A 14,768-nucleotide genomic window follows, 5' to 3' on the forward strand; every position below is an offset into this window, starting at 1 on the left:
CACCTTGCAGCACGTGAATGGTCACAGCGCCCTGGTTGTCGTCGGCAGTCGAGAACACTTGCGATTTCTTGGTAGGAATCGTGGTGTTTTTCTCGATCAGCGCAGTCATCACGCCACCCATGGTTTCGATACCCAAGGTCAGCGGGCTGACGTCCAGCAGCAGCACGTCTTTCACGTCGCCGGCCAATACTGCACCCTGGATAGCAGCACCCATGGCAACCGCTTCGTCCGGGTTCACGTCTTTACGTGCTTCTTTACCGAAGAACTCGGTCACCAGTTTCTGAACCAGTGGCATACGGGTCTGACCGCCGACCAGGATCACGTCGTTGATCGCGCCAACGTCGATACCGGAGTCTTTCAGCGCAATGCGGCAAGGCTCGATGGTACGTTGAACCAGGTCTTCAACCAGTGCTTCCAGCTTGGAGCGCGAGATTTTCACGTTCAAGTGCTTAGGACCGGTGGCGTCTGCAGTGATGTACGGCAGGTTCACGTCGGTCGACTGAGCGGAAGACAGCTCGATCTTGGCTTTCTCAGCGGCTTCTTTCAGGCGCTGCATCGCCAGCGGGTCACCTTTGAGGTTCATGCCGCTTTCTTTCTTGAATTCGTCAACGAGGTAGTCGATCAGACGAATGTCAAAGTCTTCACCGCCCAGGAACGTGTCGCCGTTGGTGGCCAACACTTCGAACTGGTGCTCGCCGTCAACTTCAGCGATCTCGATCACGGAGACGTCAAACGTACCGCCACCCAGGTCGTAAACGATCACGGTGTGATCGCCCTTGGCCTTGTCCATGCCGTAAGCCAGAGCGGCTGCGGTGGGTTCGTTGATGATACGTTTTACGTCCAGGCCCGCGATGCGGCCGGCGTCTTTGGTCGCTTGGCGCTGACTGTCGTTGAAGTAGGCCGGAACAGTGATCACCGCTTCGGTCACTGTTTCACCGAGGTAGTCTTCGGCGGTTTTCTTCATCTTTTTCAAGATTTCAGCCGAGATTTGCGGCGGCGACATTTTCTGGCCGTTTACTTCAACCCAGGCGTCACCGTTGTCAGCCTTGGCGATTTTGTAAGGGACCATCTTGATGTCTTTCTGTACGACTTCTTCGTCGAACTTACGACCGATCAGACGCTTTACCGCGTACAGGGTGTTATGCGGATTGGTCACAGCTTGACGCTTGGCGGACTGGCCCACCAGGATTTCGCCGTCGTTGGCATAAGCCACGATGGACGGGGTGGTACGTGCGCCTTCGGCGTTTTCAATAACTTTGGATACGCCGTTTTCCAGCACGGAGACGCAGGAGTTGGTAGTCCCCAGGTCGATACCGATAATTTTGCCCATGATTTACTCTCCCGAAACTTAGATTTTGTTGCCGCAGCAGTGGTGGCTAACTGCGGCAGTACTTAAACGCTTGACTTATAGATGGGGCCGTTACGACTTATTTCAAGCCTGCTCATCAATAGAAGGTGCAACAGGTGCAGGAGCCTTGCTCACCACAACCATTGCCGGGCGCAGCAAGCGACCGTTGAGCTGATAACCCTTCTGAAACACCTTCAACACGCTGTTCGGCTCAAGATCAGCATTTTCCTGCATTGCCATCGCTTGATGGTGCTCGGCATTGAACGGCTCACCGCCTTGCGGATCGATGGCTTCCAACTGATAACGCTTCAGGGTGTCCTGGAACATTTTCAGGGTCAGTTCGATCCCTTCGCGCATTGGGCGGATGTTTTCGTCGTCCGGGTTGGACAACTCAAGACCACGCTCCAGGCTGTCGATGATCGGCAACAGATCACCGGCGAATTTTTCCAGGGCGAATTTATGAGCCTTTTCTACATCCTGCTCGGCACGGCGGCGGACGTTCTGCAGATCGGCGGCAACACGCAAAGACTGATCCTGCGCGCCTGCCAGTTGCTCTTCGAGCACTTGTACACGAGCCGCCAGGTCTTCACCCGCTGCCTGGTTGGCGTCTGGAGTTTGCGTATCCTGCGTCTGTTCGTCAGCCATAGATTTCTCCTTTCAAAATCATGCGCGAACTCAACTCGCGCTTCTGTTCCGGTATATGGGGCCACAATTTCCAGGTTCAAGGGCGCAGTCGTTACCAAAAGTCTTTGCGGTAGCGCGGCTCAATCCCGCGTCGCTCATTCCTCATCGCGCTAAACAAGCGGCCTATTCAAGCAAATCGAGCTAAGCATCAGGATTGTCAGCCTCGAACAAAACACTGTATAAATAACCAGACCTAAAGCCTGGGAGCGGCCGTCATGCTCGTGCACCTGTCTGTACATAACTACGCCATCGTTGAACACCTGGATCTCGAACTGGATCGCGGGATGAGCGTAATCACAGGCGAAACCGGCGCCGGCAAGTCGATCATGCTCGACGCCCTGGGCCTGACCCTCGGCGACCGCGCCGACAGCGGCGTGGTACGCCCCGGCGCGGACAAGGCCGACATCCTGGCCACCTTTGACCTGGCGGACATCCCGGAAGCCGAAACCTGGCTGACCGAACGCGACCTTAATAATGAAGGCCCGTGCATCCTGCGCCGGGTCATCACCGCCGAAGGGCGCTCGCGCGGCTATATCAATGGAACGCCCTGCCCCCTCGGCGACTTGAAAGCCCTGGGCGAGCTGCTGATTGATATCCACAGCCAGCACGAACATCAGTCCCTGCTTAAAACCGACACTCACCGGCGCCTGCTTGACGAATACGCTGGCGCCACCGACCTTGCCCGCCAGGTACAACTGGCCGCCCAACGCTGGAGGCAGACGCGCCAGGAACTGGAACGCCTGTCCAATTCCGGCGACGAACAACGCGCGCGCCATCAGTTGCTCAGCTATCAACTTGAAGAGCTGGAAAGCCTTGGCCTGGGCGAAACCGAACTGGAACAGTTGGAGCAGGAACACAAGAACCTCACCAATGCCGAAACCCTGCTGGGTATTTGTCGCCAGGTGGTGGAGCAATGCAGCGAGAGCGATTCCGGGAATGTGCTGAATGCGCTGACGGCCAGCCTCAATCGACTGTCCAGTGTGAACAGCGGGTCCGGCTCATTAAGTGAGGCGACAACGCTGCTGACCAGTGCGCAAATCCAGGTAGAAGAAGCGGTCGGCGAACTGAACCGCTTCCTCGACCACTTTGATGCCGACCCGGCGCGCCTGCAGGAAATCGAGGAGCGCCTGGACACTATCTATACGCTGGCACGCAAGCATCGCATTCAGCCCACCGAAGTGGCGACGATGCAGCAGAAGCTGCTGGATGAAATCGAAACCCTGAATGCGAATGACGAATCCATCGAGCGACTCGCGGATGAACTCGCCTCTTTCGCCCGCCATTATCAAGACAAGGCCCGCGAACTGAGCGACCTTCGCCATCAAGCCGCAACAGGGCTGGCCAACGCAGTGGAGCAGGAGATCCAGCGCCTGGGCATGCCTGGCGGGCGCTTCACCATCGAACTGCATGCCAACGCCAGCAATGAGCTGCAACCCCACGGCCTGGAGCAGGTGGAACTGTTGGTCAGCGCCAACCCCGGCCAGCCGCTCAAGGCACTTGCGAAAGTGGCGTCCGGTGGCGAGCTGTCCCGTATCAGCCTGGCGATTCAGGTCATCACCGCCCAGACCTCACGGGTACCCACACTGGTGTTCGATGAAGTGGACGTGGGCATTGGCGGGCCGACGGCAGAGATTGTTGGTCAGTTACTGCGTCGCCTGGGCGACCGAGGCCAGGTGTTGACGGTCACTCACTTGCCGCAAGTAGCCGCCCAAGGGCATCAGCATTTGTTTGTGCATAAGGTGCGGGGCAGCGATGCGACGCACACGGCCGTGTCCAAGCTGAACAAGTCGGAACGTGTGGAAGAAGTGGCGCGGATGCTTGGCGGTATCGACCTGACCAAAGAGTCGTTGGCTCACGCGAAGAAAATGGTCGTGGCGGCGAAAGCCTGAGGCGCGCGTTTTTCTCTGTCATAGAAAGCACGAAGGCGACCCGAGGGTCGCCTTCAATCGTTTCGCAGAGCGAATCTGCGTCGATTTTTACTTTTTCTTACGGATGTACAGGACCAGATTATGGTCCACCAAATCGAATCCGTGCTGCTCAGCGATCATGTGCTGGAGCTTCTCGATTTCCGGACTGGTGAACTCGATAACCTCATTGGTATCCAGGTCAACCATGTGGTCGTGATGACCACCGTCAGCCAATTCGAACACTGCATGACCGCCGTCGAAATTATGACGAACCACCAGCCCTGCGGCTTCAAACTGGGTCAGCACACGGTAAACCGTGGCCAGGCCAACGTCCTCGTTAGACTCCATCAGTGCCTTGTAAACATCTTCGGCACTCATGTGGCGCTGCTCAGCAGAATCGAGCATTTGTAGAATCTTGACTCGTGGCAGAGTCACTTTAAGACCGGCTTTGCGTAGTTCGCTATTTTCAACCATGGTTAGCTTTCTCGCGGATGCTGCTTCGCAGCTTCTCTTAATACGGGTATGATCGGCGTTTACGTTGTCCCAGCCAAGATAGTGGAAGTCGCCCACCGATGCAAAACACCAAGCTCTTGCTAACCAGTTTCACCCTTGTGGGACTGCTCGCACTCGCCGGTTGTTCATTCCCCGGGGTTTACAAAATCGACATCCAGCAGGGCAATGTCGTCACGCAGGACATGATAGACCAGTTACGCCCGGGAATGACCCGACGGCAAGTACGGTTTATCATGGGTAATCCTCTGCTGACCGACACGTTCCATGCCGATCGCTGGGATTATCTCTATAGCATCCAGCCTGGTGGCGGTGAACGCCAACAGGAGCGCGTCAGTGTCATCTTCAATGGCAATGATCAGCTTGTTAGCCTGTCCGGTGACTTCATGCCCGGCGTAAGCCGTGATGAAGCCTTGCTGGGCAAGGACAAAGGCACCAACGTGACCGCGCCTGCGCAGGAAGCCGAGAAGCCGAAGTCCGAGGTGCCGGCCAAGCCAGGCTCCCTGCTGGATCAGATCCAGAAGGACGTCGACGGCGTGCAAGCCGTTCCAGTCCCGACGCCACAACCTCTGGACACCAGCCCGCAGTAACTTTGCGGCGCTCAACAAAAAGCCCGGCATGCCGGGCTTTTTGTTGTCTGCTGACTGGCAAGCCTACGAATTCTGTTGCCTGGCCAATGCCGCCTTGGCCGCACGCAACCTGCGCACCTCTTTGGGGTCAGCCAGCAAGGGCCGGTAAATCTCAATACGGTCCCCCGGCTGCACGGCATGCAACTCAGGGTTCGCGACCACTTTGCCGAATATCCCCAGCGCACATTCAGGCAACACAAGCTGTGGAAATTGCGCAGCAATCCCGGATGCCTGCACTGCCGCTCGCAGGTTCGTGCCCGCCGGCACCGTCACCGCCAACAGCACCTGGCGATCTTCGTCGGCATAGACCACTTCAACCTCAACCATGCAGTTGCTTGGCTCGCTGGCAGAACGCGTCCACCAGGGTATTGGCGGCCTGATTGAACAACGGCCCCAACGTCGCGCGAACAATTGGCCCCGCGTAATCAAAGGACAAGTCCAGGCTGATCTTGCAGGCCTTGTCGGTCAGCACCTTGAATACCCACACACCATGCAACTGGGTAAACGGCCCTTCCTGCAGATTCATTTCAATGGATTTCCCCGGCACCAGCACATTGCGCGTCACAAAGTGCTGGCTTAAGCCGCCCTTTGCCACCCCGACACGGGCGACCATGTGGTCATCGCTGCTCTCCAGCACTTCAGCGGCAGAGCACCACGGCAGAAATTCCGGGTAACGCGCCACGTCGTTGACCAGGTCGTAGAGCGCCTGCGCCGGATAAGGCAGTAAGGCCGAACGTTGAATATGCGTCGTCATGTGAGCGTTACTTCCACTGCTGAGGCAAACATCGCGAAAGAACAGCCCGATCCGCGAGAGAAAAAAATCAAAGTACAGGCTGCATTGTCCGGGATTCGTCCAACACGCTCAAGCACGCAGGTTGACCGTAGCCGACACGCTCGCAACTCCCTATAATGCCGCCCCTATGGCTAAACAAAAGAAACACCCCACAGGGACCATCGCGCAAAATAAAAAGGCGCGACACGATTACTTCATCGAACATCGGTTCGAGGCTGGTCTGGTCCTGGCCGGCTGGGAAGTAAAAAGTCTGCGCGCCAGCAAGCTGCAACTGGTCGACAGCTACGTACTGCTCAAGGATGGCGAGGCATGGCTGCTGGGCAGTCATATCACCCCGCTGACCACTGCGAGCACGCACGTGATTGCCGACCCGGTTCGCACGCGCAAGCTGCTGCTCAACGCCCGCGAACTGGAAAAGCTCGCCGCTGCCGTGCAGCAGAAAGGCTACGCCTGCATCTGCCTGTCGTGGTACTGGAGCAAGCACCTGGTCAAGTGCGAGATCGCGCTGGGCAAGGGCAAGAAGGAATACGACAAACGCGACACCGAGCGTGAACGCGATTCCAATCGCGAGTTGCATCGCGCCGTGCGCAACAAGGGCAAGGAAGACTAATCCTTGTGACGATGTAGCCTTGGGCGACCGCCCTCGGCTACATGCCTTTACGTCGCTCCGCCCGAGCCACGCGCTGAACCTCCTGACGCACCTCCTCGAGCACTTCCTGCACATACAGCAGGTGACGTGTTGAGACTTCCCGCGCCTGCTCGGCCCGCCCCTCGATAATCGCCAGGTACAGGTCCCGATGCTGACTGATCAGCATGTCCCGGGTTTCCGTGCGCTGCTGGTACATGCCGCCGATGTTGGTCACCACATTGCGCTTGAGCAAATCGAACAGGCCACGAATGGTGTGCAGCAACACCGCGTTATGGCTGGCCTCGGCAATGGCCAAGTGAAACCTCGCATCCGCCGCGCCCTCTTCCGCACGGCTCACTTCATCAGAACGCGTGTAGCAATCCTGTAACGCTTCGAACGCTGCCGTCAGCCGCTCGCGGTCAACTTCAGTAGCACGCAACGCGGCGTAATACGCACACGACGCTTCGAGGGTCTGACGAAACTCCAGCAGATCACGCTGAGCCTCGGGGTTATTTTCCAGCAGGTGCAGCAGCGGATCACTGAACGTCGACCCCAAAGAGTCCGCCACATAGTTACCGCCGCCCTGACGACTGACCAACAACCCCTTGGCCGCGAGCTTCTGGATCGCCTCGCGTAACGACGGGCGCGACACGCCAAACTGCTCAGCCAAAGCGCGCTCGGCCGGCAAGCGTTCACCCGACTTCAGCGTGCCCTCAAGGATCATGCCCTCAAGCTGCTCGACGATATCGTCAGACAAACGGCGCTGACGCACCTGATCAAACCCCATAACTCACTCTCCACAATCCCGACCACTCGCCGGGCCCTCTATTCTGGCCTATCGCCGCGCTTGCAGCACCTATCAGAACACCTTCGATTTACCCCATCAGCCCACCCGACCCACACCCCTACGACCAAAGTTTCGCAGGCGGCAAATTGACACACCCCCACCCAGGCTTTTACTCTAGCCGACGGCGCCTGTAAATTGGTATTACCAATTATCCAAGCCGACCAAACAGTGCCTGACCAACAACAATTAGGGGCCACCCCACCATGCAAACCTGGCAACAGCTTTACAGCCCTCTCGGCAGCCTCGGCCTGTCCGCATTGGCTGCCGTCATTCCGATCGTATTCTTCTTCCTGGCCTTGGCCGTGTTTCGCCTCAAAGGCCACGTGGCCGGCAGCATCACCCTGGCGCTGTCGATCCTGGTGGCGATCTTTGCCTTCCAGATGCCCGTGGACATGGCGCTGGCCGCCGCCGGTTATGGTTTTGCCTACGGCCTGTGGCCGATCGCGTGGATCATCGTCGCTGCTGTATTCCTCTACAAACTGACGGTCAAGAGCGGTCAGTTCGAGATCATCCGCAGCTCGGTGCTGTCGATCACCGACGACCAACGCCTGCAGGTGCTATTGATCGGTTTCTGCTTTGGCGCCTTCCTTGAAGGTGCCGCAGGCTTCGGTGCGCCCGTGGCGATTACCGCCGCGCTGCTGGTCGGCCTGGGCTTCAACCCGCTGTACGCCGCCGGCCTGTGCCTGATCGCCAACACCGCGCCGGTCGCCTTTGGTGCCTTGGGCATTCCGATCATTGTGGCCGGGCAAGTGACCGGCATTGACGCGTTCAAGATCGGCGCCATGGCCGGCCGCCAACTGCCGCTGCTGTCGCTGTTTGTGCCGTTCTGGCTGGTGTTCATGATGGACGGCCTGCGCGGCGTTCGCGAAACCTGGCCGGCGGCGCTGGTGGCAGGCCTGAGCTTTGCCGTCACACAGTTCTTCACCTCCAACTTCATCGGCCCGGAACTGCCGGACATCACCTCGGCCTTGGCCAGCCTGGTCGCCCTGACCCTGTTCCTGAAAGTCTGGCAACCCAAGCGCACCGCCGGCGCACACATTGCCGGTGCCACCTCCAGCGCAACGATCACCGCCAGCGCTGGCGGCTTTGGCCAACCACGCCAAACCATCGCCTCGCCCTATAGCCTCGGGCAGATTTTCAAAGCCTGGTCGCCATTCCTGATCCTGACCGTCCTGGTGACCCTCTGGACCCTCAAGGCCTTCAAGGCGATGTTCGCGGCGGGCGGGTCGATGTACAGCTGGGTATTCAACTTCGCGATCCCGCACCTCGATCAACTGGTGATCAAGGTCGCGCCGATCGTCACCACCCCTACCGCCATTCCGGCTGTGTTCAAGCTGGACCCGATTTCAGCCACCGGCACCGCGATTTTCTTCTCAGCACTGATATCCATGCTGGTGCTGAAAATCGACATCAAAACTGGTCTTACCACTTTAAAAGAAACCTTCTACGAGTTGCGCTGGCCGATCTTGTCGATTGGTATGGTGCTGGCATTCGCCTTCGTCACCAACTACTCCGGCATGTCCTCGACCATGGCGCTGGTGCTGGCCGCCACAGGCGCTGCCTTCCCGTTCTTCTCGCCTTTCCTCGGCTGGCTCGGGGTTTTTCTGACAGGCTCGGATACGTCTTCCAACGCCCTGTTCAGCTCGTTGCAAGCCACCACGGCCCACCAGATCGGCGTCAACGACACGCTGCTGGTAGCGGCCAACACCAGCGGCGGCGTGACCGGCAAGATGATCTCGCCGCAATCAATCGCCGTGGCCTGCGCCGCTACAGGCCTGGTGGGCAAAGAATCCGACCTGTTCCGCTTCACCCTCAAGCACAGCCTGTTTTTTGCCACGATCGTCGGGCTGATCACGTTGGCGCAGGCCTATTGGTTCACCGGTATGCTGGTGCACTGAGACCTGCACGTCACAGGGTAAGAATCGACGCCGGACAACGGTTCCGGCGTCAGCTATTTCTGGAGGACCGATGAGCCTGCCTGCTGCTTTTCTGAGCGACGTCGCACAACTGATCCCAAAAGGTCGTCGTTTTGACGACCCACTTTCCACCCTCGCCTTCGGCACCGACGCCAGCTTTTACCGACTGATCCCACAATTGGTGATCCGCGTGGAGTCGGAAGACGAAGTAGTGGCGCTGCTGCAGCTGGCCCAGCGTGACCGCGTACCGGTGACTTTTCGCGCAGCGGGCACCAGTTTGTCCGGCCAAGCCATCAGCGACTCGGTCCTGATCGTGTTGGGTGACAACTGGAATGGCCGTGAAATTCGCGGGCAAGGCACGCAGATCCGCCTGCAACCCGGAGTAATCGGCGCCCAGGCCAATGCGTGGCTCGCGCCGTTCGGGCGCAAGATCGGGCCGGACCCGGCGTCGATCAATGCCTGCAAAATCGGCGGCATCGTCGCCAACAATGCCAGCGGCATGTGCTGCGGGACGGCGCAGAACACCTACCACACGCTGGCGGGCATTCGCCTGGTGCTGGCCGACGGTAGCCGCCTCGACACCGAAGACACCGCCAGCGTCACCGCCTTTCGTGAACAGCAGGGCGCCCTGCTTGAACGCCTGGCGACACTCGGCCGCGAGACGCGGGCAAATGCCGAATTAGCTGCGAAAATCCGCCACAAATACCGTCTGAAAAATACCACCGGCCTGTCACTCAACGCCCTGGTGGATTTCGATGAGCCACTGGATATCCTCAGCCATCTGCTGGTGGGCTCCGAAGGCACCCTGGGCTTTATCAGCGCCGTGACTTACGACACGGTGATCGATCACCCGAACAAAGCGTCGGCGCTGATTGTGTTCCAGGATGTTGAGACCTGCTGCAACGCAGTCACGGTGCTGAAAACCCAACCGGTCTCGGCCGTTGAACTGCTGGACCGGCGCAGCCTGCGCTCCGTGCAGGACAAACCGGGCATGCCCGCTTTCGTACAGCAGCTATCGAACAATGCCTGCGCATTGCTGATCGAATCCCGCGCTGCGTCGTCGTCTTTACTGCATGAACAACTGGCGCTGATCATGGCTGCACTGGCGCCTTTCCCTGTGGAGAAACAGGTCGACTTTACCGAAGACCCGCTGGAAAACGCGCGCCTCTGGGCGATCCGCAAAGACACCTTCCCGGCCGTCGGTGCCGTGCGTAAAACCGGCACCACGGTGATCATCGAAGACGTGACCTTTCCGGTCGAGCAACTGGCCATCGGCGTTAACCGCTTGATCGAACTGTTCGACAAACATCACTACGACGAAGCCATCCTTTTCGGACACGCCTTGGAAGGTAATCTGCACTTCGTCTTCACCCAAGGCTTCAACAGCAGCGAAGAAGTCGCACGCTACCAAGCGTTCATGGACGACGTCGCGCACCTGGTGGCGGTGGAGTTCGGCGGCTCCCTGAAAGCCGAGCATGGCACCGGCCGCAATATGGCACCTTTCGTCGAGCTGGAATGGGGCAGCGATGCCTATCAACTGATGTGGCAGCTCAAGCGCCTGCTCGACCCGAACGGCATTCTCAACCCCGACGTGGTGCTCAGCGACGACCCGCAAATTCACCTCAAGCACCTCAAGCCACTGCCTGCCGCTGACGAGCTTGTGGATAAGTGCATCGAGTGCGGTTTCTGTGAGCCGGTATGCCCCTCCAAAGGCCTGACCTTGAGCCCGCGTCAACGCATCGTGATCTGGCGCGACATCCAGGCGAAAAAACGTGCGGGTATCGACACCACCGAACTGGAAACGGCCTACCACTACCAAGGCATCGACACCTGTGCCGCCACCGGGCTGTGCGCCCAACGCTGCCCTGTGGGAATCAATACCGGCGACCTGGTGAAAAAGCTGCGCGCGCGCGATGCCGACCGTACGAAAACCGCCGACTGGCTGGCCAGCCATTTCGCCACCGCCATGCAAGGTGCACGCTTTACGCTGCACGTCGCCAATGGCGCCCGCATGCTGTTCGGCGCGCCGCGCCTGGCAAAACTCTCGGCAAAAGTGACGCAACTGTCCAAGGGCCAAATCCCGCAATGGACCCACGCCATGCCGCAGCCGGAAAAAGCCATTCGCTTCAGCCCGGCCGTCACAAACGAGCGACCACGGGTGGTCTACCTGGCGGCCTGCGTCTCACGCGCCATGGGCCCGTCGGCGGGTGACAAAGAGCAGGTGTCGCTGTACGACAAAACCCGCGGCCTGCTGGAAAAAGCCGGTTATCAAGTAGTCTTCCCCGACAACCTGGACAGCCTGTGCTGCGGCCAGCCCTTCGCCTCCAAAGGCTACGCCGAACAGGCCGAGCACAAACGCCAGGAACTGATCGGCGCCCTGCTCCACGCCAGCCGTGGCGGGCTCGACCCGATCTATTGCGACACCAGCCCGTGCACCCTGCGGCTGGCGCAAGACCTTGGCGAAACGCGCCTGGACCTCTACGATCCGGTACGTTTCATCCGCACGCATTTGATGGACCGCCTCGACTTCACCCCGCAGGAAGCGCCCATCGCCGTGCACGTCACCTGCAGTACCCAGCACTTGGGCGAAAGCCAAGCCTTGATCGACCTCGCCCGGCGCTGCGCCAAAACCGTGGTGATCCCGGAGGGCATTCACTGTTGCGGCTTTGCCGGCGACAAGGGCTTTACCACCCCGGAACTCAACGCCCACTCACTGCGCACCCTGAAAGACGCCGTGCAATATTGCAGCGAAGGCATCTCCACCAGCCGCACCTGCGAGATCGGCCTGAGCCAGCATGGCGGCATTGATTACCACGGGTTGGTGTACCTCGTGGACAGGGTGACTCAGCCGCGGGTGCATTAAATAGCCAATGAAACCGAACGCCTGCGCACCGGCGTAGTCATTTGAATAGGCCTCGACGCACGAGGCTCATCAGTGACCTCGCTGGCTGCCCCGCCTTGGCGCAGCATCGAGCCTTATTTGCTCAAGGAGATACCCCATGAAGCGTACTGCTCTTGCTGGCTTGTTCATTACCGCTGCGATGCTGGCCTCCCCTGTGTTTGCAGCCGGAAAAACTGACGACCTCTGCCAGATCAACCTGGACAAAATCAATAACGGCAAAGCACTGCTCGCCACCGATACCAGCGGCAAAAGCGGCGATATCGACACCGCTGTTTCCCAGGCCAAAGCCGCCCACGCGGCCGGTGATGACAAGAAGTGCATCGATATCACCTCCAAAGCGCTCCAGGATTTGCAAAACAGCGACAAAGGCGGTCAATAAGCGCCGCGCCCGCTGAGGGCCAACCTTCGGGTTGGCCTTCCGTGACGGTTTGGCGTACACTGCACAGGCTTGTCACTCACTATGAAACAACGAGTTACAAGCACGGGGCCGTTTAGGATTCGACGCCGGTCGCGAAACTTTAGGTGCATGCCGAGTTGGTAACAGAACTCGTAAATCCACTGTTGCAACTTCTTATAGTTGCCAATGACGAAAACTACGGCCAGGAATTCGCTCTCGCTGCGTAAGCAGCCTTAGCCCTGAGCTTCTGGTACCTTCGGGTCCAGCAATCACCAGGGGATGTCTGTAAACCCAAAGTGATTGTCATATAGAACAGAATCGCCGTGCAGTACGTTGTGGACGAAGCGGCTAAAACTTACACAACTCGCCCAAAGCACCCTGCCCTTCGGGTCGCTGAGGGTTAACTTAATAGAAACGGCTACGCATGTAGTACCGACAGCGGAGTACTGGCGGACGGGGGTTCAAATCCCCCCGGCTCCACCATTTGATCAACTAAAGACGTCCACGGACGTCTTTTTTTGTGCCTTAAACCCAGCAAATACGCGGCTTCCAGCGCTTCTGCGGTCTTTTGAGAGTTTTTGAATTCCAGCCATTCGGGTATTCCAGACGGCATTCCAGTCCGTCCGGTGCTAATCTTTGGAATACCGAATTAGTGCCTGAGGACAATCTCATGCCTGCTCAAAACCTCCGCCTCTCCGATCGACAGCTCAAGGGAGTCAAACCGGCGTCCAAGGATTACGTCCTCACAGACGGTGACGGTTTGCAGCTCCGCGTACGCAACAACGGCTCGTTGCTGTGGAATTTCAACTACCGCGAACCAGTGACCAAAAAGCGCATCAACATCGGCTTCGGGACCTACCCCGAACTGTCGTTGGCGAACGCACGGAAGATGGCAGTCGATGCGCGGGAGCTGCTCGCCCAAGGCATCGATCCGAAGGTGCAGCGCAATACCCTGAATGAAGCCAAGCGCGCAGAAACGGAACATACCTTCGAGAACGTGGCCACCGCTTGGTTCGAACTCAAGAAGGACTCGGTCACCCCTGCCTACGCCGAGGACATTTGGCGGTCGCTCACGCTGCACGTGTTCCCCGATTTGAAGACGACACCACTCACGAAAATCACCGCGCCGATGGTGATCGCATTGCTTCGTCCAATCGAAGCGAAAGGCAGCCTGGAGACGGTCAAACGCCTTAGCCAGCGGCTTAACGAGATCATGACCTACGGGGTGAACTCCGGTCTGATCTTCGCCAACCCACTCAGCGGCATCAGGGCAGTATTCAAGAAGCCCAAGAAAGAGAATATGGCTGCGCTTCCGCCCGAAGAGCTCCCCGAACTCATGCTGGAGATCGCGAACGCCAGTATCAAACGCACCACCCGCTGCCTGATCGAATGGCAGCTGCACACGATGACTCGCCCCGCCGAGGCGGCGACTACTCGTTGGGCAGACATCGACTTCGAGAGGCGTGTTTGGACTATCCCACCGGAGCGGATGAAAAAACGCCGCCCTCACAGCATCCCGTTGAGTGATCACGCGGTCGCACTGTTGGAGTCACTGAGGACTCACAGCGGTCATCGCGAGTACGTCTTCCCGGCCGACAGAAATCCACGCACCCACGCCAATAGCCAGACCGCCAACATGGCGTTAAAACGTATGGGCTTCCAAGATCGGTTGGTCAGCCACGGCATGCGTTCGATGGCAAGCACCATCTTGAATGAACATGGCTGGGACCCGGAGCTCATTGAGGTGGCCCTGGCGCACGTCGACAAGGATGAGGTGCGGAGCGCCTACAACCGAGCCGACTATATCGAGCGACGGCGCCCGATGATGGCTTGGTGGAGTGAGTACATCCAGAAAGCCGCGACCGGCAGCATGCTCGCCTCTGCATACGGCCAAGCCAGAGACAAGAACGTGGTGCCGATCCGCTAGCGCTGTACAGGCTCAATAACGGTAGCAACAACTGAGCGCTCGAGATTCAGGGCAAGCAGTCTCGTTTATCCGCTTGTAAGCGCGGGTCCTTCCAAACAGGGCTGCAAAGCCGCCCTGTTTGGAAGGACCTCACTTTGAAAAACTAAAAGCCACGACGTTGTCCGGGGTTTACCACGGAATTCCATATGTGGATAACCTCACTCCAAGTCCAGAGTAACGCTGAATTTCGGCCCTTGACCGGATTTATTCACAAGCGTAGAACTGGCCGTGCAAGCGCTGT

13 protein-coding genes and 1 other RNA gene are annotated in these 14,768 nt (G+C 58.6%); 8 read left to right on the forward strand and 6 right to left on the reverse strand.

Going from position 1 to position 14,768, the window contains the following annotated elements; translation table 11 throughout:
* Both dnaK and grpE read right to left on the reverse strand, forming a co-directional pair.
* A partial coding sequence (gene dnaK, locus WBB95_RS09215; protein WP_424487305.1) for a molecular chaperone DnaK occupies positions 1 to 1,330 on the reverse strand: 1,330 nt, incomplete at its 3' end.
* 102 nt (positions 1,331 to 1,432) lie between these two features.
* Positions 1,433 to 1,993, reverse strand: a complete 561-nt coding sequence (gene grpE, locus WBB95_RS09220; RefSeq protein WP_424487306.1) for a nucleotide exchange factor GrpE — start codon at positions 1,991 to 1,993, stop codon at positions 1,433 to 1,435.
* Positions 1,994 to 2,247: 254 nt separating this feature from the next.
* Here grpE and recN point away from each other — a divergent pair, with 254 nt between their 5' ends.
* Positions 2,248 to 3,921, forward strand: coding sequence for a DNA repair protein RecN (gene recN, locus WBB95_RS09225; RefSeq protein ID WP_424487307.1), 1,674 nt, complete (start codon positions 2,248 to 2,250; stop codon positions 3,919 to 3,921).
* A gap of 87 nt (positions 3,922 to 4,008) precedes the next feature.
* Here recN and fur read toward each other — a convergent pair whose 3' ends face one another.
* Positions 4,009 to 4,413: a ferric iron uptake transcriptional regulator gene (gene fur / locus WBB95_RS09230; RefSeq protein WP_003212228.1), complete on the reverse strand. Its 405-nt coding sequence runs from the start codon at positions 4,411 to 4,413 to the stop codon at positions 4,009 to 4,011.
* A gap of 98 nt (positions 4,414 to 4,511) precedes the next feature.
* On the opposite strand from fur, the gene WBB95_RS09235 reads away from it, so the two are divergent.
* Positions 4,512 to 5,039 (forward strand): outer membrane protein assembly factor BamE, encoded by a 528-nt coding sequence (locus tag WBB95_RS09235; RefSeq protein WP_424487308.1) that lies wholly within the window; start codon positions 4,512 to 4,514, stop codon positions 5,037 to 5,039.
* Positions 5,040 to 5,102: 63 nt separating this feature from the next.
* Here the strand turns inward: WBB95_RS09235 and WBB95_RS09240 are convergent, their stop codons facing one another.
* Positions 5,103 to 5,405 carry an RnfH family protein gene (locus tag WBB95_RS09240; protein ID WP_424487309.1) on the reverse strand — a complete coding sequence of 101 codons (303 nt, stop codon included), beginning with the start codon at positions 5,403 to 5,405 and terminating at the stop codon, positions 5,103 to 5,105.
* Positions 5,398 to 5,832 carry a type II toxin-antitoxin system RatA family toxin gene (locus tag WBB95_RS09245; protein ID WP_424487310.1) on the reverse strand — a complete coding sequence of 145 codons (435 nt, stop codon included), beginning with the start codon at positions 5,830 to 5,832 and terminating at the stop codon, positions 5,398 to 5,400. The genes WBB95_RS09240 and WBB95_RS09245 overlap by 8 nt, the downstream gene beginning before the upstream one ends.
* 166 nt (positions 5,833 to 5,998) lie before the next feature.
* On the opposite strand from WBB95_RS09245, the gene smpB reads away from it, so the two are divergent.
* Positions 5,999 to 6,481, forward strand: a complete 483-nt coding sequence (gene smpB, locus WBB95_RS09250; RefSeq protein ID WP_003235073.1) for an SsrA-binding protein SmpB — start codon at positions 5,999 to 6,001, stop codon at positions 6,479 to 6,481.
* Between the two features lie 37 nt (positions 6,482 to 6,518).
* Here the strand turns inward: smpB and WBB95_RS09255 are convergent, their stop codons facing one another.
* Entirely contained in the window at positions 6,519 to 7,286 is a 768-nt protein-coding gene (locus tag WBB95_RS09255) for a GntR family transcriptional regulator (protein ID WP_071485546.1), read from the reverse strand.
* Positions 7,287 to 7,549: 263 nt separating this feature from the next.
* Here WBB95_RS09255 and WBB95_RS09260 point away from each other — a divergent pair, with 263 nt between their 5' ends.
* The 5 genes from WBB95_RS09260 to WBB95_RS09280 all read left to right on the forward strand — a co-directional run bounded on the left by WBB95_RS09260 (position 7,550) and on the right by WBB95_RS09280 (position 14,488).
* Complete coding sequence (locus WBB95_RS09260) at positions 7,550 to 9,244, forward strand: lactate permease LctP family transporter (protein WP_424487311.1); 1,695 nt, start codon at positions 7,550 to 7,552, stop codon at positions 9,242 to 9,244.
* A gap of 70 nt (positions 9,245 to 9,314) precedes the next feature.
* A complete protein-coding gene (locus WBB95_RS09265) occupies positions 9,315 to 12,125 on the forward strand; it encodes an FAD-binding and (Fe-S)-binding domain-containing protein (protein WP_424487312.1) in 2,811 nt (936 codons plus the stop codon).
* 136 nt (positions 12,126 to 12,261) lie between these two features.
* A complete protein-coding gene (locus tag WBB95_RS09270; protein WP_424487313.1) occupies positions 12,262 to 12,543 on the forward strand; it encodes a hypothetical protein in 282 nt (93 codons plus the stop codon).
* 104 nt (positions 12,544 to 12,647) lie between these two features.
* Positions 12,648 to 13,044, forward strand: a transfer-messenger RNA (tmRNA) gene (gene ssrA / locus WBB95_RS09275).
* A gap of 187 nt (positions 13,045 to 13,231) precedes the next feature.
* Positions 13,232 to 14,488, forward strand: a complete 1,257-nt coding sequence (locus tag WBB95_RS09280; protein WP_124379486.1) for an integrase domain-containing protein — start codon at positions 13,232 to 13,234, stop codon at positions 14,486 to 14,488.
* Positions 14,489 to 14,768: the final 280 nt, after the last annotated feature.

The organism is Pseudomonas sp. (genome assembly GCF_049645325.1).
GTDB lineage: Bacteria > Pseudomonadota > Gammaproteobacteria > Pseudomonadales > Pseudomonadaceae > Aquipseudomonas.

Excerpts from the sequence above, each read along its gene's own strand:
- WBB95_RS09245 (WP_424487310.1), bottom strand. The coding sequence starts at position 5,832 with ATGACGACGCATATTCAACGTTCGGCCTTACTGCCTTATCCGGCGCAG.
- grpE (WP_424487306.1), bottom strand. The coding sequence starts at position 1,993 with ATGGCTGACGAACAGACGCAGGATACGCAAACTCCAGACGCCAACCAG.
- WBB95_RS09270 (WP_424487313.1), top strand. The coding sequence starts at position 12,262 with ATGAAGCGTACTGCTCTTGCTGGCTTGTTCATTACCGCTGCGATGCTG.
- WBB95_RS09240 (WP_424487309.1), bottom strand. The coding sequence starts at position 5,405 with ATGGTTGAGGTTGAAGTGGTCTATGCCGACGAAGATCGCCAGGTGCTG.
- WBB95_RS09280 (WP_124379486.1), top strand. The coding sequence starts at position 13,232 with ATGCCTGCTCAAAACCTCCGCCTCTCCGATCGACAGCTCAAGGGAGTC.
- WBB95_RS09235 (WP_424487308.1), top strand. The coding sequence starts at position 4,512 with ATGCAAAACACCAAGCTCTTGCTAACCAGTTTCACCCTTGTGGGACTG.
- smpB (WP_003235073.1), top strand. The coding sequence starts at position 5,999 with ATGGCTAAACAAAAGAAACACCCCACAGGGACCATCGCGCAAAATAAA.
- WBB95_RS09260 (WP_424487311.1), top strand. The coding sequence starts at position 7,550 with ATGCAAACCTGGCAACAGCTTTACAGCCCTCTCGGCAGCCTCGGCCTG.
- WBB95_RS09255 (WP_071485546.1), bottom strand. The coding sequence starts at position 7,286 with ATGGGGTTTGATCAGGTGCGTCAGCGCCGTTTGTCTGACGATATCGTC.
- fur (WP_003212228.1), bottom strand. The coding sequence starts at position 4,413 with ATGGTTGAAAATAGCGAACTACGCAAAGCCGGTCTTAAAGTGACTCTG.
- WBB95_RS09265 (WP_424487312.1), top strand. The coding sequence starts at position 9,315 with ATGAGCCTGCCTGCTGCTTTTCTGAGCGACGTCGCACAACTGATCCCA.
- recN (WP_424487307.1), top strand. The coding sequence starts at position 2,248 with ATGCTCGTGCACCTGTCTGTACATAACTACGCCATCGTTGAACACCTG.